The sequence below is a fragment of the Verrucosispora sp. FIM060022 genome, from assembly GCF_003977705.1.
Taxonomy (GTDB): domain Bacteria; phylum Actinomycetota; class Actinomycetes; order Mycobacteriales; family Micromonosporaceae; genus Micromonospora; species Micromonospora gifhornensis.
In genome coordinates, this window is sequence record NZ_RQIV01000003.1 from 393,522 (window position 1) to 409,943 (window position 16,422).

Annotated in this window: 15 protein-coding genes; 7 read left to right on the plus strand and 8 right to left on the minus strand. The window is 72.1% G+C overall.

The features are described 5' to 3' along the window. The first annotated feature begins 35 nt into the window (after positions 1-35). Positions 36-1,169: a glycosyltransferase family 4 protein gene (locus EG812_RS12325; protein WP_126711608.1), complete on the plus strand. Its 1,134-nt coding sequence runs from the start codon at positions 36-38 to the stop codon at positions 1,167-1,169. A gap of 24 nt (positions 1,170-1,193) precedes the next feature. Here EG812_RS12325 and EG812_RS12330 read toward each other — a convergent pair whose 3' ends face one another. Further along, a complete protein-coding gene (locus EG812_RS12330; RefSeq protein WP_126711609.1) occupies positions 1,194-3,179 on the minus strand; it encodes a S1 family peptidase in 1,986 nt (661 codons plus the stop codon). A 165-nt stretch (positions 3,180-3,344) separates the two neighbouring features. Between EG812_RS12330 and EG812_RS12335 the strand changes: the two genes are divergently transcribed. From EG812_RS12335 to hutH, 6 genes are all read left to right on the plus strand, one after another. Beyond that, positions 3,345-4,193: a MurR/RpiR family transcriptional regulator gene (locus EG812_RS12335; RefSeq protein ID WP_013731874.1), complete on the plus strand. Its 849-nt coding sequence runs from the start codon at positions 3,345-3,347 to the stop codon at positions 4,191-4,193. Positions 4,194-4,206: 13 nt separating this feature from the next. Further along, complete coding sequence (gene hutU, locus EG812_RS12340) at positions 4,207-5,850, plus strand: urocanate hydratase (RefSeq protein WP_126711610.1); 1,644 nt, start codon at positions 4,207-4,209, stop codon at positions 5,848-5,850. A gap of 11 nt (positions 5,851-5,861) precedes the next feature. After that, positions 5,862-7,082: an allantoate amidohydrolase gene (locus EG812_RS12345; RefSeq protein ID WP_126711611.1), complete on the plus strand. Its 1,221-nt coding sequence runs from the start codon at positions 5,862-5,864 to the stop codon at positions 7,080-7,082. Positions 7,083-7,173: 91 nt separating this feature from the next. Then, the gene (locus EG812_RS12350) at positions 7,174-8,532 is read left to right on the plus strand and encodes a formimidoylglutamate deiminase (RefSeq protein ID WP_126711612.1); all 1,359 of its coding nucleotides are present in this window, start codon (positions 7,174-7,176) and stop codon (positions 8,530-8,532) included. A gap of 116 nt (positions 8,533-8,648) precedes the next feature. Beyond that, positions 8,649-9,839 (plus strand): imidazolonepropionase, encoded by a 1,191-nt coding sequence (hutI, locus tag EG812_RS12355; RefSeq protein ID WP_199743865.1) that lies wholly within the window; start codon positions 8,649-8,651, stop codon positions 9,837-9,839. Further along, positions 9,836-11,371: a histidine ammonia-lyase gene (gene hutH, locus EG812_RS12360; protein WP_126711614.1), complete on the plus strand. Its 1,536-nt coding sequence runs from the start codon at positions 9,836-9,838 to the stop codon at positions 11,369-11,371. The genes hutI and hutH overlap by 4 nt, the downstream gene beginning before the upstream one ends. Before the next feature lie 115 nt (positions 11,372-11,486). Here the strand turns inward: hutH and rdgB are convergent, their stop codons facing one another. From rdgB to EG812_RS12395, 7 genes are all read right to left on the minus strand, one after another. After that, positions 11,487-12,092, minus strand: coding sequence for an RdgB/HAM1 family non-canonical purine NTP pyrophosphatase (gene rdgB / locus EG812_RS12365; RefSeq protein ID WP_013731868.1), 606 nt, complete (start codon positions 12,090-12,092; stop codon positions 11,487-11,489). Between the two features lie 111 nt (positions 12,093-12,203). After that, entirely contained in the window at positions 12,204-12,935 is a 732-nt protein-coding gene (gene rph, locus EG812_RS12370; RefSeq protein ID WP_126711615.1) for a ribonuclease PH, read from the minus strand. 56 nt (positions 12,936-12,991) lie between these two features. Next, positions 12,992-13,738, minus strand: a complete 747-nt coding sequence (locus EG812_RS12375; protein WP_126711616.1) for an MBL fold metallo-hydrolase — start codon at positions 13,736-13,738, stop codon at positions 12,992-12,994. Between the two features lie 267 nt (positions 13,739-14,005). Next, positions 14,006-14,971, minus strand: a complete 966-nt coding sequence (locus EG812_RS12380; RefSeq protein ID WP_013731865.1) for a PLP-dependent cysteine synthase family protein — start codon at positions 14,969-14,971, stop codon at positions 14,006-14,008. A 10-nt stretch (positions 14,972-14,981) separates the two neighbouring features. After that, positions 14,982-15,320 (minus strand): MoaD family protein, encoded by a 339-nt coding sequence (locus tag EG812_RS12385; protein ID WP_013731864.1) that lies wholly within the window; start codon positions 15,318-15,320, stop codon positions 14,982-14,984. A gap of 63 nt (positions 15,321-15,383) precedes the next feature. Then, a complete protein-coding gene (locus EG812_RS12390; protein ID WP_126711617.1) occupies positions 15,384-15,872 on the minus strand; it encodes a M67 family metallopeptidase in 489 nt (162 codons plus the stop codon). A 54-nt stretch (positions 15,873-15,926) separates the two neighbouring features. Further along, positions 15,927-16,421, minus strand: coding sequence for a DUF2017 domain-containing protein (locus tag EG812_RS12395; RefSeq protein WP_193386308.1), 495 nt, complete (start codon positions 16,419-16,421; stop codon positions 15,927-15,929). Between the last annotated feature and the right edge of the window lies 1 nt (position 16,422).

The following is a 16,422-nucleotide window of genomic DNA, read 5'->3' on the forward strand; positions in this document are numbered from 1 at the left end:
CGCACCATCGACGGCGCTGCGGCAGAATCCCCGCCATGAGAATCGCTGTGTCCGCCGTCGAGGGACGCGCCGACGACGTCCACACCTGGTCGGGGATCCCGGCCAACGTGGTCCGGACGATGCGCGACCTGGACGTCGATCATGTGGTGCTCGATGAACCGTCGCCCCTGCTCGTACGCTCCGGCAAGCTCGTCGCGGCGGCCTCCAAGCGGGCGGGACACAAGCTGAACTGGGAGGTGGAGCCCCGACTGGTGCGCCATCTGACCCGGCAGATCCAGGCGCAGGCCCGCCAGGCGAACGCCGATCTGCTGCTGCTGCTCGGTTGGCACACCCTCGGTGTCGAGCCCGGTGACGTCCCGGCGGTGATCTGGACCGACGCCACCTACGCCCAGCGGGTGGAGCGGGCACCCCACTGGCAGCACCTCTCCGGCCGCACCCGGGGCCAGGTCGAACCGGTCGAGGGTGAGTCGCTGCGCCAGATGGCGGCAGTGGTCATGTCGTCGACAGTCGCGTACGAGGACGCCGCCGCCCGGTACCGGGTCGACCCGTCCCGGCTGCACCGCATCGGCTTCGGCGCCAACCTGACCGCGACCCAGGCGGGACCGCGCTCGCGCATCGGCGACCCACCACGGCTGCTGACCGTGGGGGTGAAGTGGGAACGCAAGGGTGTGGACCGCTCGGTGCTGATCGCCGACGAGTTGCACCGACGGGGAATCCCGGTGCATCTCGACGTGGTCGGCGTACAGCCACCGGACGACTCGTGGCGACGTGACCATGTCACCTACCACGGTTTCCTGCACCAGGACCGCGAGGCGGACCGGAACCGGCTGCAACGGCTCTACGCGGATGCCGACCTGTTCCTGCTACCGACCCGCAACGAGCCGTTCGGCATCGTGTTCGCCGAGGCCGCCGCGTACGCTCTGCCGTCGCTGGGCAGTGCGGTCGACGGCGTACCGGACGTCGTGCAGCATGACCGCAGCGGGATCCTCCTGCCGGTCGACGCCACCGCGCAGCAGTACGCCGACGAGATCGCCGCCCTGCTCGCCACGCCGGATCGCTACGCCGACCTCAGCCTCGGTGCGCTCACCCACTACCGGTCGTCGCTGACCTGGGACAGCGCCGTGCGTCGGGTACTCGACGTGTGCGAGATCGCGGTCAAGCAGGACTGACCGGATCGCCGACGGCCGGGCCGCCTACCGGTTCGGCCGTCGACGGGACCAGATCAGCACCCCGAGCCCGGCCAGGAAGGCGACGACAGCGACGACGAGTACCGGCACCGCCCAACCGGGCCGCCGCTCGGCGGTGTCGCCCCCGGCGGCGACGGCCGCCTCGCGGTACGCCGCCGCCAACGCGTTGGTCGGGGACTGCTCCGCGGCCTCGGCGAACTGCCGGGCCGCCTTCGCCTCGTCACCGCCGAAGTAGGTCTCCAGAGCGCTGCGGTAGGTCTGGTCCGGCTCGCCGAGCTGGTTCGCCACACCGGCCGCATCGAGCAGCCTGGTCATCCGCGACACCGGCACCACGAGGCGGTTCGGCCGTTCGGGCGCCAGCAGGTCGTTGTCCAACATCCCGACCACCCGCCCCTGCGCGTCGATCGCGATCCCGCCACGTGAGTACCCCCCGATGTCCGCGTTGATCCGGTAGACCGAGGACTCGATGTCCACCTCGGTCACCTCGACCGGCGCGGAACGCACGGTGTAGGTGGCGGAGCGGTATTCCGCGTCGGTGGTGGCGTAGCCGAGAACGTGCAGCGCCGTCCCCGCGGCGATGGTGGCGGAGGTGTTCAGTTCGGCGACCGGAAGGTCGGCCCGGTCGAGCTTGACCAGCGCGAGGTTGCCCTCCTCCAGGGTGAACGTCCGCAGCACGGTGCCCGGGATCGCCGGGTCGTCCTTGAGGTCGCCCTGGGACACGTTCAGCTGTCCGTGCAGGATGACCGCCGGCTCGGTGCCCGCATCCGGGCCGGTGAAGGCGCTGCTCGCCTGACGACCCCGCACATATCCGCCGACCTCGCCGGCCTTCAGCTTGCCGTCGGCGACCAGGGTGTCGGCCAGCGAGCCGAGCGCGTGTTCGAGCAGGATGTCCACAGTGGGCGCCACGCACTGGCCGTTGGTGAGCAGATGCCCGTCGCGGTTGATCACGACGCCGGTGCAGCGACGGCTGAAGGTGAAGGGCTCGGGATGCAGCAGGGCGTTGTCCTGCTTGTTCCGGACGTAGCCGGTGAAGATGGCCTCAAGGAACACCACGGCCGGCGCGGCGGTGGCGAGGGCGTGCTCGGCAGGGCTGCGGGGCGTGGCCTCCGCCCAGGGCTTGAGCCCGGGCTGGGGTGGGGTTTCGGTCGGTGCGGTGGCCACCGGCGGGGTGTCGGTGTCGCCCGCCGAGATGGCCCAGATGCCGGCGCCTCCGCCGATGGCGGCCACCAGCAGCAGGGCGGCGATGGCGATCCAGAGGCCGCCCTGACGCTTGCGGGAGGTCGACGGTTGGATCCGGCGGGCCGGCGAGCTGAACGGGTCGTGCCGCAGCGGATCGTCGACGGTGGGGCCGAAGCCGGGCGAGGCCGGTGCGCCCGAGACCGGATCCGAGTAGACCGGCTGCGCGGATACCGGCCCGGCCGGCTGTGGCGCCGCGAACACCGGCTGCGGCGGACCGGACACCGCTTGCGGCGGACCGGACGGATACTGCGGCGGGCCGGACGCGGGCTGCGCAGCACCGGAGACGGGCTGCGGCACACCGGATACCGGCTGCGGCGGGCCAGAGACCGACTGCGGCACACCGGATGCCGGCTGCGGCACACCGGGGACGGGTTGCGGGACGCCGGAAACCGGGTGGGGGACGCCGGAGACGGGCGGGGACACCGCCGGTGGGGCGGAGGGGGGCACGGGTTGGTACGCGACACCGAGCGCCTGGAACAGCTTCTCCGCCGCCGGGCCGGCCTCCGGGCCGTACGCGACCCACGGGGCGGCCGCCGAGAAGTCGGCGTACACGAAGGGGGTTCCGCCGGGGGTCTGGGCGAGGTGGTTGACGATCCCGGCGAACGCTTCCCGCCAGCCGGGGGCGGCGGCCACAGTGGCGTCCAGGACGGCGACGGTCACGAACCGGCCCTGCTGGTCGAGGGCCGCCCATGCTTTGCCGACCGGCGAGCCACCCAGCAGATGGGTGTACCGGTAGGGACCGTCCGGCTGCATGGCAACTCCTCTGCTCAATCGCCGTGCGGATCCTACCGAGCCACCGCACCTCAGCCGCCCCGCCGGTGACCGCACGCCGGGCCATCGCGGCGAAGTCGCAGCTCAACGACGAGCCATGAGATCGACCACTTGCCCGGTGAAAGTTTTTATGCACACAATCTTGGAATGAATGAAGGGGCTGCCATCGCGCCGACCGAACGGGTCGTCGGCCTGTTCGACGGCGTCCGACTCACCCCGACCCAGCGACGCATCGCGCACTGCCTGGTGCAGCACGCCCCCGCCGTCGGCTACCTCTCCGCCGCCGAGGTCGCCGAGCTGGCCGGCGTCAGCCAGCCGTCGGTCACCCGCTTCGCCGTCGCGCTGGGCCATGACGGCTATCCCGCACTGCGTCGACGGCTGCGCGAACTCACCGCCGCCGCCCCCGGCCCGGCCACCGCCGGCAACGAACTCCAACAGGCGGTACGCGCCGAGATCGGCAACCTGGACCGGCTCGCCGAGCAGCTCACCGACCGGGAGCGGTTGGCCGAGACAGGTCGACTCCTGGCCGCCAGTCGACCCCTGCCGGTGCTGGGGCTGCGAGCCGCCGCCCCGCTGGCCGCCTACTTCGCGTATTTCGCCGCGAAGGTGCACCCGGACGTGCGGGTGCTCGACGACGGGGGCAGCCTGCTGACCGACCGCATCGAACAGGCCGCCGAGGCCGGGGCGAGCGCCCTGCTGGCCCTCGTGCTGCCCCGCTATCCCCGGGAGACCCTGGACGCGCTGCGCGAGGCGCGCGTCGCCGGGCTCACCGTGGTCGCGATCACCGACTCGCCGGTCAGCCCGGCGGCCGAACTCGCCGATGTGGTGCTGCCCGCCGCGGTCGGCACCCAGCTCGTGTTCGACCTGCACACCGCCCCGATGACCCTGGCCATGGTGCTGCTCCAGGCGATCTGCGACGCCGCCCCGGCCGAGACCCAGCGGCGGTTGGAGGCGTTCGAAGCCTCCGCCGCCCGTCGCCAGTTGTTCCTCGGTTAGGAGGAGACACACCATGACCCACACAGCCCCCGGCCCCATCCGGGCCGCCCGAGGCCCGGAACGCACCGCCCGTGGTTGGCCGCAGGAGGCGGCCCTGCGGATGCTGATGAACAACCTCGACCCGCAGGTCGCCGAGCGCCCCGACGACCTGGTCGTCTACGGCGGCACCGGGAAGGCGGCGCGGGACTGGCCGTCCTACCACGCCCTGGTGCGTACGCTTACCGACCTGCGGGACGACGAGACCATGCTTGTGCAGTCGGGCCGGCCGGTCGGGGTGATGCGGACCCACGAGTGGGCGCCCCGGGTGCTGCTGGCCAACTCGAACCTGGTCGGTGACTGGGCCACCTGGCCGGAGTTCCGCCGACTGGAGCAACTCGGGCTGACCATGTACGGCCAGATGACCGCCGGATCGTGGATCTACATCGGCACCCAGGGCATCCTCCAGGGCACCTACGAGACGTTCGCGGCGGTGGCCGCCAAGCGCTTCAACGACACCCTGGCCGGCACGTTGACCCTGACCGGCGGCTGCGGCGGGATGGGCGGTGCGCAGCCGCTGGCGGTGACCATGAACGGCGGTGTGTGCCTGATCGTGGACGTCGACCGCAGCCGGCTGGACCGCCGGGTGCACGACCGCTACCTGGACGAGGTCGCCGACGACCTGGACGACGCGGTGCAGCGGGTGCTCGCGGCGAAACGGGACCGTCGGGCGCTCAGCGTCGGCGTGGTCGGCAACGCCGCCACCGTCTTCCCCGAGCTGCTGCGTCGGGGCGTACCGATCGACATCGTCACCGACCAGACAAGCGCCCACGACCCGCTGTCGTACCTGCCGGTGGGGGTGGAGCTGGACGACGCGCGGGACTACGCGGCGGCCAAGCCGGCCGAGTTCACCGACCGGGCCCGGGAGTCGATGGCCCGGCACGTCGAGGCGATGGTGGGCTTCCTCGACGCCGGCGCGGAGGTCTTCGACTACGGCAACTCGATCCGGGGCGAGGCCCGCCTCGGCGGGTACGAGCGGGCCTTCGACTTCCCCGGCTTCGTGCCGGCGTACATCCGGCCGTTGTTCTGCGAGGGCAAGGGCCCGTTCCGGTGGGCGGCGCTCTCCGGCGACCCGGCCGACATCGCGGCCACCGACCGGGCCATCCTCGACCTGTTCCCGGAGAACGAGTCCCTCGCGCGGTGGATCCGGTTGGCCGGCGAGCGGGTGGCCTTCCAGGGTCTGCCGGCCCGGATCTGCTGGCTCGGCTACGGCGAACGCGACAAGGCGGGCGTACGGTTCAACGAGATGGTCGCCTCGGGTGAGCTGAGCGCACCCGTGGTGATCGGCCGGGACCACCTGGACTGCGGCAGCGTCGCCAGCCCCTACCGGGAGACCGAGGCGATGGCCGACGGCTCGGACGCGATCGCCGACTGGCCGCTGCTCAACGCGCTTGTCAACACCGCCAGCGGCGCGTCCTGGGTGTCCATCCACCACGGTGGTGGGGTGGGCATCGGCCGGTCCATCCACGCCGGTCAGGTCTGCGTGGCCGACGGCAGCGCGCTGGCCGGGCAGAAGATCGAGCGGGTGCTCACCAACGACCCGGCGATGGGAGTGATCCGGCACGTCGACGCCGGCTACCCCACCCCGCACACCGACGTCCGCATCCCGATGGCGGAGTAAGGAAGGGCCCCTTGTTAACGCATACGGTAGAGGAAGGGCCCCTTCTTAACAGGTTCCGCAGGCTGTGGGACGAGATCGCGCCGATCGGCCGCGACGCGCGCAGCGGCGGCTACCTGCGCTACGCCCTCACCGAGCCGGAGCTGCGGCTACGGGAGTGGTTCCGGACGCGGGCCGACGAGCGGGGCATGCCGGTCACCGAGGACGGCAACGGCAACCTGTTCGCCTGGTGGGGTGACCCGGACGCCGGTGACGCCGTGTTGACCGGCAGCCACTTCGACTCGGTGCCGCACGGCGGGGCGTACGACGGGCCGCTCGGCATCGTCAGCGCCTGGCTGGCCGTGGACGAACTGCGTGCGGCCGGAGTCACCCCGAGCCGGCCGCTTGTCGTCGCCGCGTTCGTCGAGGAGGAGGGGGCTCGCTTCGGCGTACCCTGCCTGGGGTCGCGGCTGCTCACCGGGCAGATCGACGTCGAGCGGGCGGGCGCGTTGCGCGACGCGGCCGGGGTGAGCTTTGCCGAGGCGTTGGGCGCCCGACCGGCGGGCGGCGTCCCGGTGCTGCTGGGCCGCTTCGGCGCCTTCGTGGAACTGCACGTGGAGCAGGGCCGCGCGCTTGTCGAGCAGGACGCGCCGGTCGCGGTGGCCACCGCGATCTGGCCGCACGGCCGCTGGCGCTTCGACGTCACCGGCGAGGGCAACCACGCCGGTACGACCCGGATGGCCGACCGCCGCGACCCCATGCTCACGTACGCCTTCACGGTGCTCGCCGCCAACAAGGAGGCCCGGCTGCGCGACGCCCACGCCACCGTCGGCCGGGTGGCCGTCGAACCGAACGCCACAAACGCCATCCCGTCGCGGGTGACCGGCTGGCTGGACGCCCGCGCCGCCGAACCGGAGACGCTCACCGGCCTGGTCGAGGCGGTCCGCACCAAGGCCGTCGAGCGGGCCCGCCGCGACGGCACCGAGATCACCCTGACCGAGGAGTCGGCGACCCCGCTGGTGGCTTTCGACAACGGGCTGACCGACCGGCTGGCCCGACTGCTGGACGCCTCGGTGCTGCCCACCGGCGCGGGCCACGACGCGGGGGTGCTGGCGGCGCACGTACCGACGGCGATGCTCTTCGTCCGTAACCCGACCGGGGTGTCGCACTCCCCCGCCGAGTCGGCCGACGACGTCGACTGCGCCGCCGGGGTGATCGCCCTGGCCCGGGTGCTGGAGGAGCTGGCATGTCGCTGAGCACGGTGACCGAACCGGCGCGGGCGACCGCCCGGTCGGGTCATGATCGGTTGATGGCGCACACGGTTCCGCTCGACAGGGGGCAGCCCCGATGACGTCGACCCGCTGGCTCGCTGAGTACGCCTGGTTGCCCGAACGGGCCGCGCCGACCCCGGAAGTGCTGATCGAGACGGTCAACGGCCGGATCACCGCAGTCACGCCGCTGTCGCCGGGCGGCCCACCGGACGCCGGGGTCGACGTGCTGGCCGACGCGGTCCGGCTGCCGGGGCTGACCCTGCCCGGCCTGGCCAACGCCCACTCGCACGCTTTCCACCGGGCGCTGCGCGGGCACACCCACGGTGGGCGCGGTGACTTCTGGAGCTGGCGTGACCAGATGTACGCGGTGACCGCCCGCCTGAACCCGGACTCCTACCTGGCGTTGGCGCGGGCGGTCTACGCCGAGATGGCCCTGGCCGGGATCACCTGCGTCGGCGAGTTCCACTACCTGCACCACGGTGCCGGCGGCACCCCGTACGACGACCCGAACGCGATGAGCGCGGCGCTGGTCGAGGCGGCGGCGCACGCCGGGATCCGGCTGACCCTGCTGGACACCTGTTACCTGACCGCCACAGTGGACGGTCAGCCGTTGACCGGTTCGCAGCTGCGCTTCGGTGACGGTGACGCGCTGCGCTGGGCCGACCGGGTCTCCGCGTTCACCCCCGACGGCAGGCACGCCCGGCTCGGCGCGGCGATCCACTCGGTGCGCGCGGTGCCCGCCGAGCAACTCGCCACGGTGGCCGGCTGGGCGCACCGGCGGGACGCGCCACTGCACGTGCACCTGTCGGAGCAGCCGGCCGAGAACGACGCCTGCCGGGCGGTGCACGGGCGGACCCCGACCGGGCTGCTGGCCGACCACGGCGTGCTCGGCCCGGCCACCACCGCGGTGCACGCCACCCATCCGACAAGCGGCGACATCGGCCTGCTCGGGGAGAGCCGGAGCGGGGTCTGCCTCTGCCCCACCACCGAACGGGACCTCGCCGACGGCATCGGCCCGGCCCGCCGGATGGCGGACGCCGGCATCCCGCTCAGCCTGGGCAGCGACAGCCACGCCGTGATCGACCCGTTCGAGGAGGCCCGCGCGGTCGAACTGGACGAGCGGCTGCGTACCCGCAAGCGGGGGCATTTCGCCCCGGCGGAGCTGTTGCACGCGGCGAGTGCGGCCGGACATGCCGCGCTGGGCTGGACCGACGCCGGGCGGATCGCCGTCGGTGGCCGCGCCGACCTGGTCACCGTGCGGCTGGACAGCGTACGAACCGCCGGGGTCGCCCCGGCCGGGGTCTGGTTCGCCGCCGGCGCCGCCGACGTCACCCAGGTGGTGGTGGACGGCCGGGTCCTGGTCCGCGACGGCCACCACCTCACCGTCGACGTACCGCAGGAACTGGCTGACGCCATCGCGGAGGTGACACCGTGAGCGCGAGGAGTGAGCTTGCGAGCCCCGCAGTCGCGAACATGGGAGGCACCGTGAGCGCGAGGAGTGAGCTTGCGAGCCCCGCAGTCGCGAACAAAAGAGGGCACAGCGTCGGTAGTCTGCTGATCCACAACATCGGTGAGTTGGTCACCAATGTGGCGGGCACGGGTGAGGGCGGGCCGCTGGGCATCCGGCGACGCGCGGCGGTGCTCGTCGAGCAGGGCGAGGTGGTCTGGGTAGGTCCGACCGGCGACGCCCCGGCCGCCGACCGGCGCATCGACGCCGAGGGCGCGGCGGTGCTGCCCGGCTTCGTGGACAGCCACGCCCATCTGGTCTTCGCCGGGGACCGGGCCGCCGAGTTCGCTGCCCGGATGGCCGGGCAGCCGTACACCGGCGGCGGCATCCGCACCACGGTCGGCGCCACCCGCGCCGCCTCCGACGACGAACTGCGCGCCACCGTGCGCCGGCTGCACGCCGAGGCGTTGCGGCAGGGCACCACCACGATCGAGATCAAGAGTGGGTACGGCCTGACTGTCGCCGACGAGGCCCGCTCGCTGCGCATCGCCGCCGAGGTCAGCGGGGAGACCACCTTCCTCGGCGCGCACGTGGTCCCCGCCGAGTACGCCGACCGCCCCGACGAGTACGTCGGGCTGGTGTGCGGGCCGATGCTGGCCGCCGCCGCACCGTACGCCCGCTGGATCGACGTGTTCTGCGAACGGGGCGCCTTCGACGCCGACCACGCCCGCGCGATCCTCGCCTGTGGCCAGGCTATGGGGCTCGGCGTGCGGGTGCACGCCAACCAACTCGGCCCCGGCCCGGGGGTGCAGCTCGGGGTGGAGTTGGACGCGGCCAGCGTGGACCACTGCACCCACCTGACCGACGCCGACATCGACGCGCTGGCCTCGACGGCCGTCGACACACCGGCCGGGCCGCAGACGACGACCGTGGCCACCCTGCTGCCCGGTGCCGAGTTCTCCACCAGGTCGCCCTACCCGGATGCCCGTCGACTGCTCGACGCCGGTGTCACAGTGGCGCTGGCCACCGACTGCAACCCCGGTTCGTCGTACACCTCGTCGATGCCGTTTTGCATCGCGCTGGCCGTACGCGAGATGGGGATGACCCCGGCGGAGGCGGTGTGGGCGGCGACCGCCGGTGGCGCGCGGGCGTTGCGCCGCGACGACGTCGGGGTGCTGCGGCCCGGCACCCGGGCCGACCTGATCATCCTCGACGCCCCGTCCCACCTGCACCTGGCCTACCGGCCGGGGGTGCCTCTGATCCGCCAGGTCCTGCACAACGGAGTACCGCGATGACCGTGACCATCCAGCCCACCGGGATCTGTCCCGCCGACGTGCTCGCCGTGGCCCGGGGCACCGCCAAGGTCGTCCTCGATCCGGCCACCCTGGACGCCATGGCGACCAGTCGGTCCATCGTGGACGGCATTGAGGCCGCCGGCCGCCCGGTGTACGGCGTCTCCACCGGCTTCGGGGCGCTGGCCAACACCTTCGTGGCCCCCGAACGCCGCGCCGAGTTGCAGCACGCGTTGATCCGCTCGCACGCCGCCGGGGTCGGTGCGCCGATGCCCCGCGAGGTGGTCCGGGCGATGATGCTGCTGCGGGTCCGCTCGCTGGCCCTGGGCCACTCGGGCGTCCGCCCGCTTGTCGCCTCGGCGCTTGTGGACCTGCTCAACCACGACGTCACCCCGTGGGTGCCCGAGCACGGTTCGCTGGGCGCCTCGGGTGACCTGGCGCCGCTGGCGCACTGCGCCCTGGTGCTGCTCGGCGAGGGTTGGGTGCTCGGTCCCGACGGTCAGCGGCTGCCCGCCGCAGACGTGCTGCGCCAGGCCGGGCTCGCCCCGATCGAGCTGGCCGCCAAGGAGGGGCTGGCACTGATCAACGGCACCGACGGCATGCTCGGCATGCTGCTGCTGGCCAGCCACGACGCGGCGCATCTGTTCACCATGGCCGACGTGACCGCCGCGCTGGCCATCGAGGCGATGCTCGGCTCGGACCGGCCGTTCCTGCCGGAGCTGCACGCCATCCGCCCGCACCCCGGGCAGGGCGTCTCGGCGGCCAACATCCACCGGCTGTTGCAGGACTCGGCGGTGATGGACTCGCACCGCGACGACGTGGCTCACGCGGTGCAGGACGCCTACTCGATGCGGTGTGCCCCGCAGGTGGCCGGCGCGGCCCGGGACACCCTGGACTTCGTTCGCACGGTGGCCGGGCGGGAACTGCTGTCGGTGGTGGACAACCCGGTGGTGCTGCCGGACGGCCGGGTCGAGTCGACAGGCAACTTCCACGGCGCCCCGCTCGGTTTCGCCGCGGACTTCCTGGCCATCGCCGCCGCCGAGGTCGGTGCGATCGCCGAGCGCCGGGTGGACCGGCTGCTGGACGTGACCCGCTCCCGTGACCTGCCGGCGTTCCTCTCCCCCGATGCCGGGGTGAACTCCGGGCTGATGATCGCTCAGTACACGGCGGCCGGCATCGTCGCGGAGAACCGCCGGTTGGCCGCGCCCGCCTCGGTGGACTCGCTGCCCACCAGCGGGATGCAGGAGGACCACGTCTCGATGGGCTGGGCGGCGGCCAAGAAGCTGCGTACCGTGCTGGACAACCTGACCAGCCTGCTCGCGGTGGAACTGCTGGCCGCCGTACGCGGACTGCAACTGCGGGCCCCGCTGACCCCGTCACCCGCCGGGCGGGCCGCCATCGCCGCGCTCGGCGAGATCGCCGGCGAGCCCGGCCCCGATGTCTTCCTCGCGCCGGTGATGGAGGCCGCCCGCGAGGTGGTCGCCACCCCCACCCTCCGCACCACCATCGAGCAGGCGGTCGGCACCCTCGACTAGCTCCCTGGACCTCGGCACCGTCGGGATCTTGGTACGGCAGCGCCCCTGGAGGGGCGATTTCGTACCAAGATCCCGATGCTCAGCGAGACTTCGCGGGGCGGCGGACTTCGCGGGGTCAGAGGACCTTGGCGACCAGGGCGGCCAGTTCGCGCAGGGCCTTGCCGCGGTGGCTGATGGCGTCCTTCTCCTGCGGGGTCAGCTCGGCGTTGGTGCGGTCCTGACCGTCGCCGAGGAAGATCGGGTCGTAGCCGAAGCCACCGTCGCCGCGCGGGGCGCGCAGCAGCCGACCCTGCTGCCGGCCGTCCACCAGATGCTCCTTGCCACCGGGCAGCACCAGCGCCACCGTGCACACGAAGGAGGCGCCCCGGTGCTCGTCCGGCACGTCACCGATCTGGTCGAGCACCAGTTGCAGGTTGGCCTCGTCGTCACCGTGCCGACCGGCCCAGCGGGCGCTGAACACCCCCGGCATGCCGTTGAGCGCGTCCACCGCCAGCCCGGAGTCGTCCGCGATCGTCGGCAGCCCGGTGCGCCGGCAGCCCTCCCGCGCCTTGATCAGCGCGTTCTCCCCGAAGGTGAGCCCGGTCTCCGGCAACTCCGGGTACGCCTCGACGTCGTCCAGCCCGACCAGGGCGATCCGGTGCGCGCCGAGCGCGCCGTCGAGGATGCGCTGCAACTCGATGAGCTTCTTGCGGTTACGGGTGGCGAGCAGCACCTTGTTCATAGAGAACCACCTTTCGTTCGCGACTGCGGGGCTCGCAAGCTCACTCCTCGCGCTTCACAGGGGCTACCTTTCGTTCGCGACTGCGGGGCTCGCAAGCTCACTCCTCGCGCTTCACAGGGAGCCAAGAGCCTTTCGCTGGGCTTCGGCCAGGTCCAGACAGCCGACGGTGGCCAGGTCGAGCAGGGCGTCCAACTGGTCGCGGGCGAACACGCCGGCCTCACCGGTGCCCTGCACCTCGACGAAGTCACCGGCGCCGGTGCAGACGACGTTCATGTCGACCTCGGCGGCCACGTCCTCGTCGTAGCACAGATCCAGGCGCGGCTCGCCGGCGACGACACCGACGCTGATCGCGGCGACAGACCGGTGCATCACCTTCTCCGGGGTGCCGGTCAGGGCCTTGCGGGCGGCGAGCCAGCTGACCGCGTCGTGCAGGGCCACGTACGCCCCGGTGATCGCGGCGGTCCGGGTGCCGCCGTCGGCCTGGAGCACGTCGCAGTCGAGCACGATCGAGTTCTCGCCGAGCGCCTTGAGGTCGATGGCGGCGCGCAGGCTGCGGCCGATCAGCCGGGAGATCTCGTGGGTACGCCCACCGACCCGGCCCTTGACGCTCTCCCGGTCCGAGCGGGTGTTGGTGGCCCGGGGCAGCATCGCGTACTCGGCGGTGACCCAGCCGAGCCCGGAGCCCCGACGCCAGCGGGGCACCCCCTCGGTGACGCTCGCCGTGCAGAGCACCCGGGTCGCGCCGAACTCCACAAGCACCGATCCCTCGGGATGGGTACTCCAGCTTCGGGTGAGGGTCACCGGACGGAGTTGGTCGGGCTGCCGCCCGTCAGGTCGCGCCATGCCTGCACCCTATGCGGTGCCGTGATCGAACCGTCCCCCGGTGCCCGTCCGGCGACTCAGATGTCGTACGTGGCGCCGGGGCGGACCACTTCCAGCGGCCCGGTGTACGCGGCGGAGGCGGAGGCGACGGTGTGCGCCTCGCTGCCCCAGGCGGCCACCAGGTGGGTCAGCAGCAGCCGACCGACGCCCGCCTTGGCCGCCGCCTCGCCCGCCTCCCGGCCGGTGAGGTGCAGATCCGGCGGGTTGTCGACGCCGTCGAGGTAGCTCGCCTCGCAGAGGAACGTGTCCGCGTTCTGGGCCAGCCGGATCAACGCCTCGCAGGGCGCGGTGTCCCCGGAGTAGCAGAGCACCCGGCCGTCGTGCTCCAGCCGCACCCCGTACGTCTCGATGGGGTGCAGCACCCGGTCGACGGTGACGGTGAACGGGCCGATCGGGAAGGTGCCGGGCTCCAGTGCGTAGAACTGGTAGACGTCCTCGACGCTGGCGCCCTCCTGCCCGTACGCGGTGGCGAGCCGTTCCGGGGCGCCGGCCGGGGCGTAGACCGGCAACGGCGGATACGGGCCGTCCGGGGCGTACCGGCGCACCACCACGTACGACGTGGCGTCCAGGATGTGGTCGCAGTGCAGGTGGGTCAGGAGGATGGCGTCGGGGGCGTGCAGCCCGGCGTAACGCTGCAGGGTGGACAGCGAGCCAGGGCCGAAATCGATCAGAAGCCGGAAGTCCTCGGCCTCGATCAGATAGGCCGAACAGGGGGACTCGGGTCCGGGGAAGCTGCCCGCACAGCCCAGGACGGTCAATCGCATCGAGTTGTCTCGCTGTCACGGTAGGTGGTGATCTTCCGGGCCACCGCTCCGGCGGTGATCACTACCGACGCGTACGCCACGCTGCGCAGCCTACGCCCGCCGATGCGAAGGCAAGAATGATCCGCTGGAAGTTGTCACCAACGTGACACCCACCCCGGCCGTCCGATCGAGTCGACGTTGGCTGAGTGGCCAGTCAGTCCAGGCCGACGGACGAGGGCCACCGGCGGTACGCCGGTGGCCCTCGGAGTCGTCACTTTCCGCACAGGGTCAGGCCCAGAGCTGCCCCTCCAGGGCCTCCTCCGCGTCGGCGAGGGTGCCGCCGTACGCCCCGGTGCTGAGGTACTTCCAGCCGCCGTCACTGACCACGAACGCCACGTCGGCGCGACGGCCGTCACGGACCGCCTCGTGCGCCACGGCCAACGCCGCGTGCAGGATCGCCCCGGTGGAGAAGCCGACGAACAAGCCCTCGACCTCGACCAGCTGCCGGGTCCGCAACACCGCGTCCCGGGTGCCCACGGAGAACCGCCGGTTGAGCACGGTGGCGTCGTAGAGCTCCGGGACGTACCCCTCGTCGATGTTGCGCAGGCCGTAGACCAGTTCGCCGTAGCGCGGCTCGGCCGCGACGATCTGAATGCCTTCGACCTTCTCCCGCAGGTAGCGGCCGGTCCCCATCAGGGTGCCGGTGGTGCCCAGCCCGGCCACGAAGTGCGTGATCGTCGGCAGGTCGTGCAGCAGCTCCGGGCCGGTCGTCTCGTAGTGCGCCCGGGCGTTTGCCTCGTTGCCGTACTGGAAGAGCATCACCCAGTCCGGATGCTCGCCGGCGATCTGCTTGGCGGTGGCGACCGCCTGGTTCGAGCCACCGGCCGCCGGCGAGAAGATGATCTCCGCGCCGTACATCCGGAGCAGCTGCACCCGCTCGGTGGAGACGTTCTCCGGCATCACGCAGACCAGCCGGTAACCGCGCAGCTTGGCCACCATGGCCAGGGAGATGCCGGTGTTGCCGCTGGTCGGCTCCAGGATCGTGTCGCCCGGGCGGAGCCTGCCGGCCGCCTCGGCGGCCCGGACCATGAACAACGCCGCCCGGTCCTTGATGCTGCCGGTCGGGTTGCGGTCCTCAAGCTTGGCCCACAGCCGCACCGGCGGCGCCCCCTCGGGCACCGTCGGCGACAGTCGGGGCAGGCCCACCAGAGGTGTGCCGCCGCAGGCGTCCAGCAGGCTCTCGTACCGCGCCATCGAGCTCGCCTCAGCCGGCGGTGACGGGCGTACGGCCGTGCTGCGCGATCGCCGCAGCGGCGGCGAAGCCGAACGCGCCGCCGGCCACGGCCGGCAGGATGGTGACGCTGTCGCCGTCGGAGAGCTTGGCGTCCAGCGCGCCGAGGAAGCGTACGTCCTCGTCGTTGACGTAGACGTTGACGAAGCGGTGCAGCGCGCCCGCGTCGGTGACCAGCCGCGCCCGCAGCCCGGCGTGCCGGGAGTCAAGGTCGGCGAGCAGGTCGTTCAGGGTGTCGCCGCTACCCTCGACGACCTTCGCGCCGCCGGTGTAGCTGCGCAGGATGGTGGGGATGCGAACCTCGATGGCCATGATGTCTTACTCCTTGATCAGGTGTGCTCGGTGACGTGCCGGAAAGGGTGTGCGGGGCTGGGATCAGCTGCCCGAACACTCGTAGTCGACAGTCGCCGGGCTCTGCCCGAACATGTAGGACTGCACGGCGTGCGGATCCACCCCGGCGTCGAGAATCCGCACCGGCTCCTCGGTCACCATCCCGTCCACGATCCGGAAGGAGCGAATCTCCTCGGTGTCCGGTTCCCGGGTGGAAACGAGCAGGTAGTGTGCGTCCGGCTCGCCGGCGAAGGCGATGTCCGTACGTGACGGGTACGCCTCGGTGGCGGTGTGCGAGTGGTAGATGACGACGGGCTCCTCGTCCCGATCGTCCATCTCCCGCCAGACCCGCAACTGCTCCATCGAGTCGAACTCGTAGAACGTCATCGAGCGGGCGGCGTTCTCCATCGGGATGTGCCGGGTGGGCTTGTCGCTGCCTACCGGGCCGGCGACCACGCCACAGGCCTCGTCAGGGTGGTCCCGACGGGCGTGGGCGACGATCGCGTCAACGATCGACCGGTCGATGGTCAGCACGTCGCCAAGCCTAGCGCCCGCCGCTGGCGATCCGCGAGGCGGCGCGGGTCACACTCACTCGATCAAGGCGTTGAGCAGGGATTCCTGGAGGTAGCCCAGGTATGCGTAGACCGAAAGTTGGAACACCCGGCTGGAGGAGGGATCTTCGGCCACCGCGTCGTCGAGCTCGGCGCCCAGGTCCGTCCCGTCCTTGATCTCCAGCCGTACGCCCATCGCCAGCCGGGCGTCGTTGAGTGCCCGCAGCCACGCCTCGGCCGCCTCGGCGTCCAGGAGTACCTCGCCGCCGCCCTCGCCGGGCAGCGCCGCCAGGATCGCCCCGGCCTGGTCGATTTTCGCGGTCTTCAGGTCACCTTCGGTGTACCTGCGGAACTCCGCGGTCCCCGCCGCGTCGTCCGGATACACCTCGGGGAACAGCCGGCACACCACCGGATCGGTGTGGTCGAACCCGTCGGTGAGCAGGCCGACCACCTCGGAGGCGACCTTGCGCAGCACGCGTACCTCGTCGACGGCCAAGCTGGCGACATACCGGTCGCCCTGACGGCGGAACATG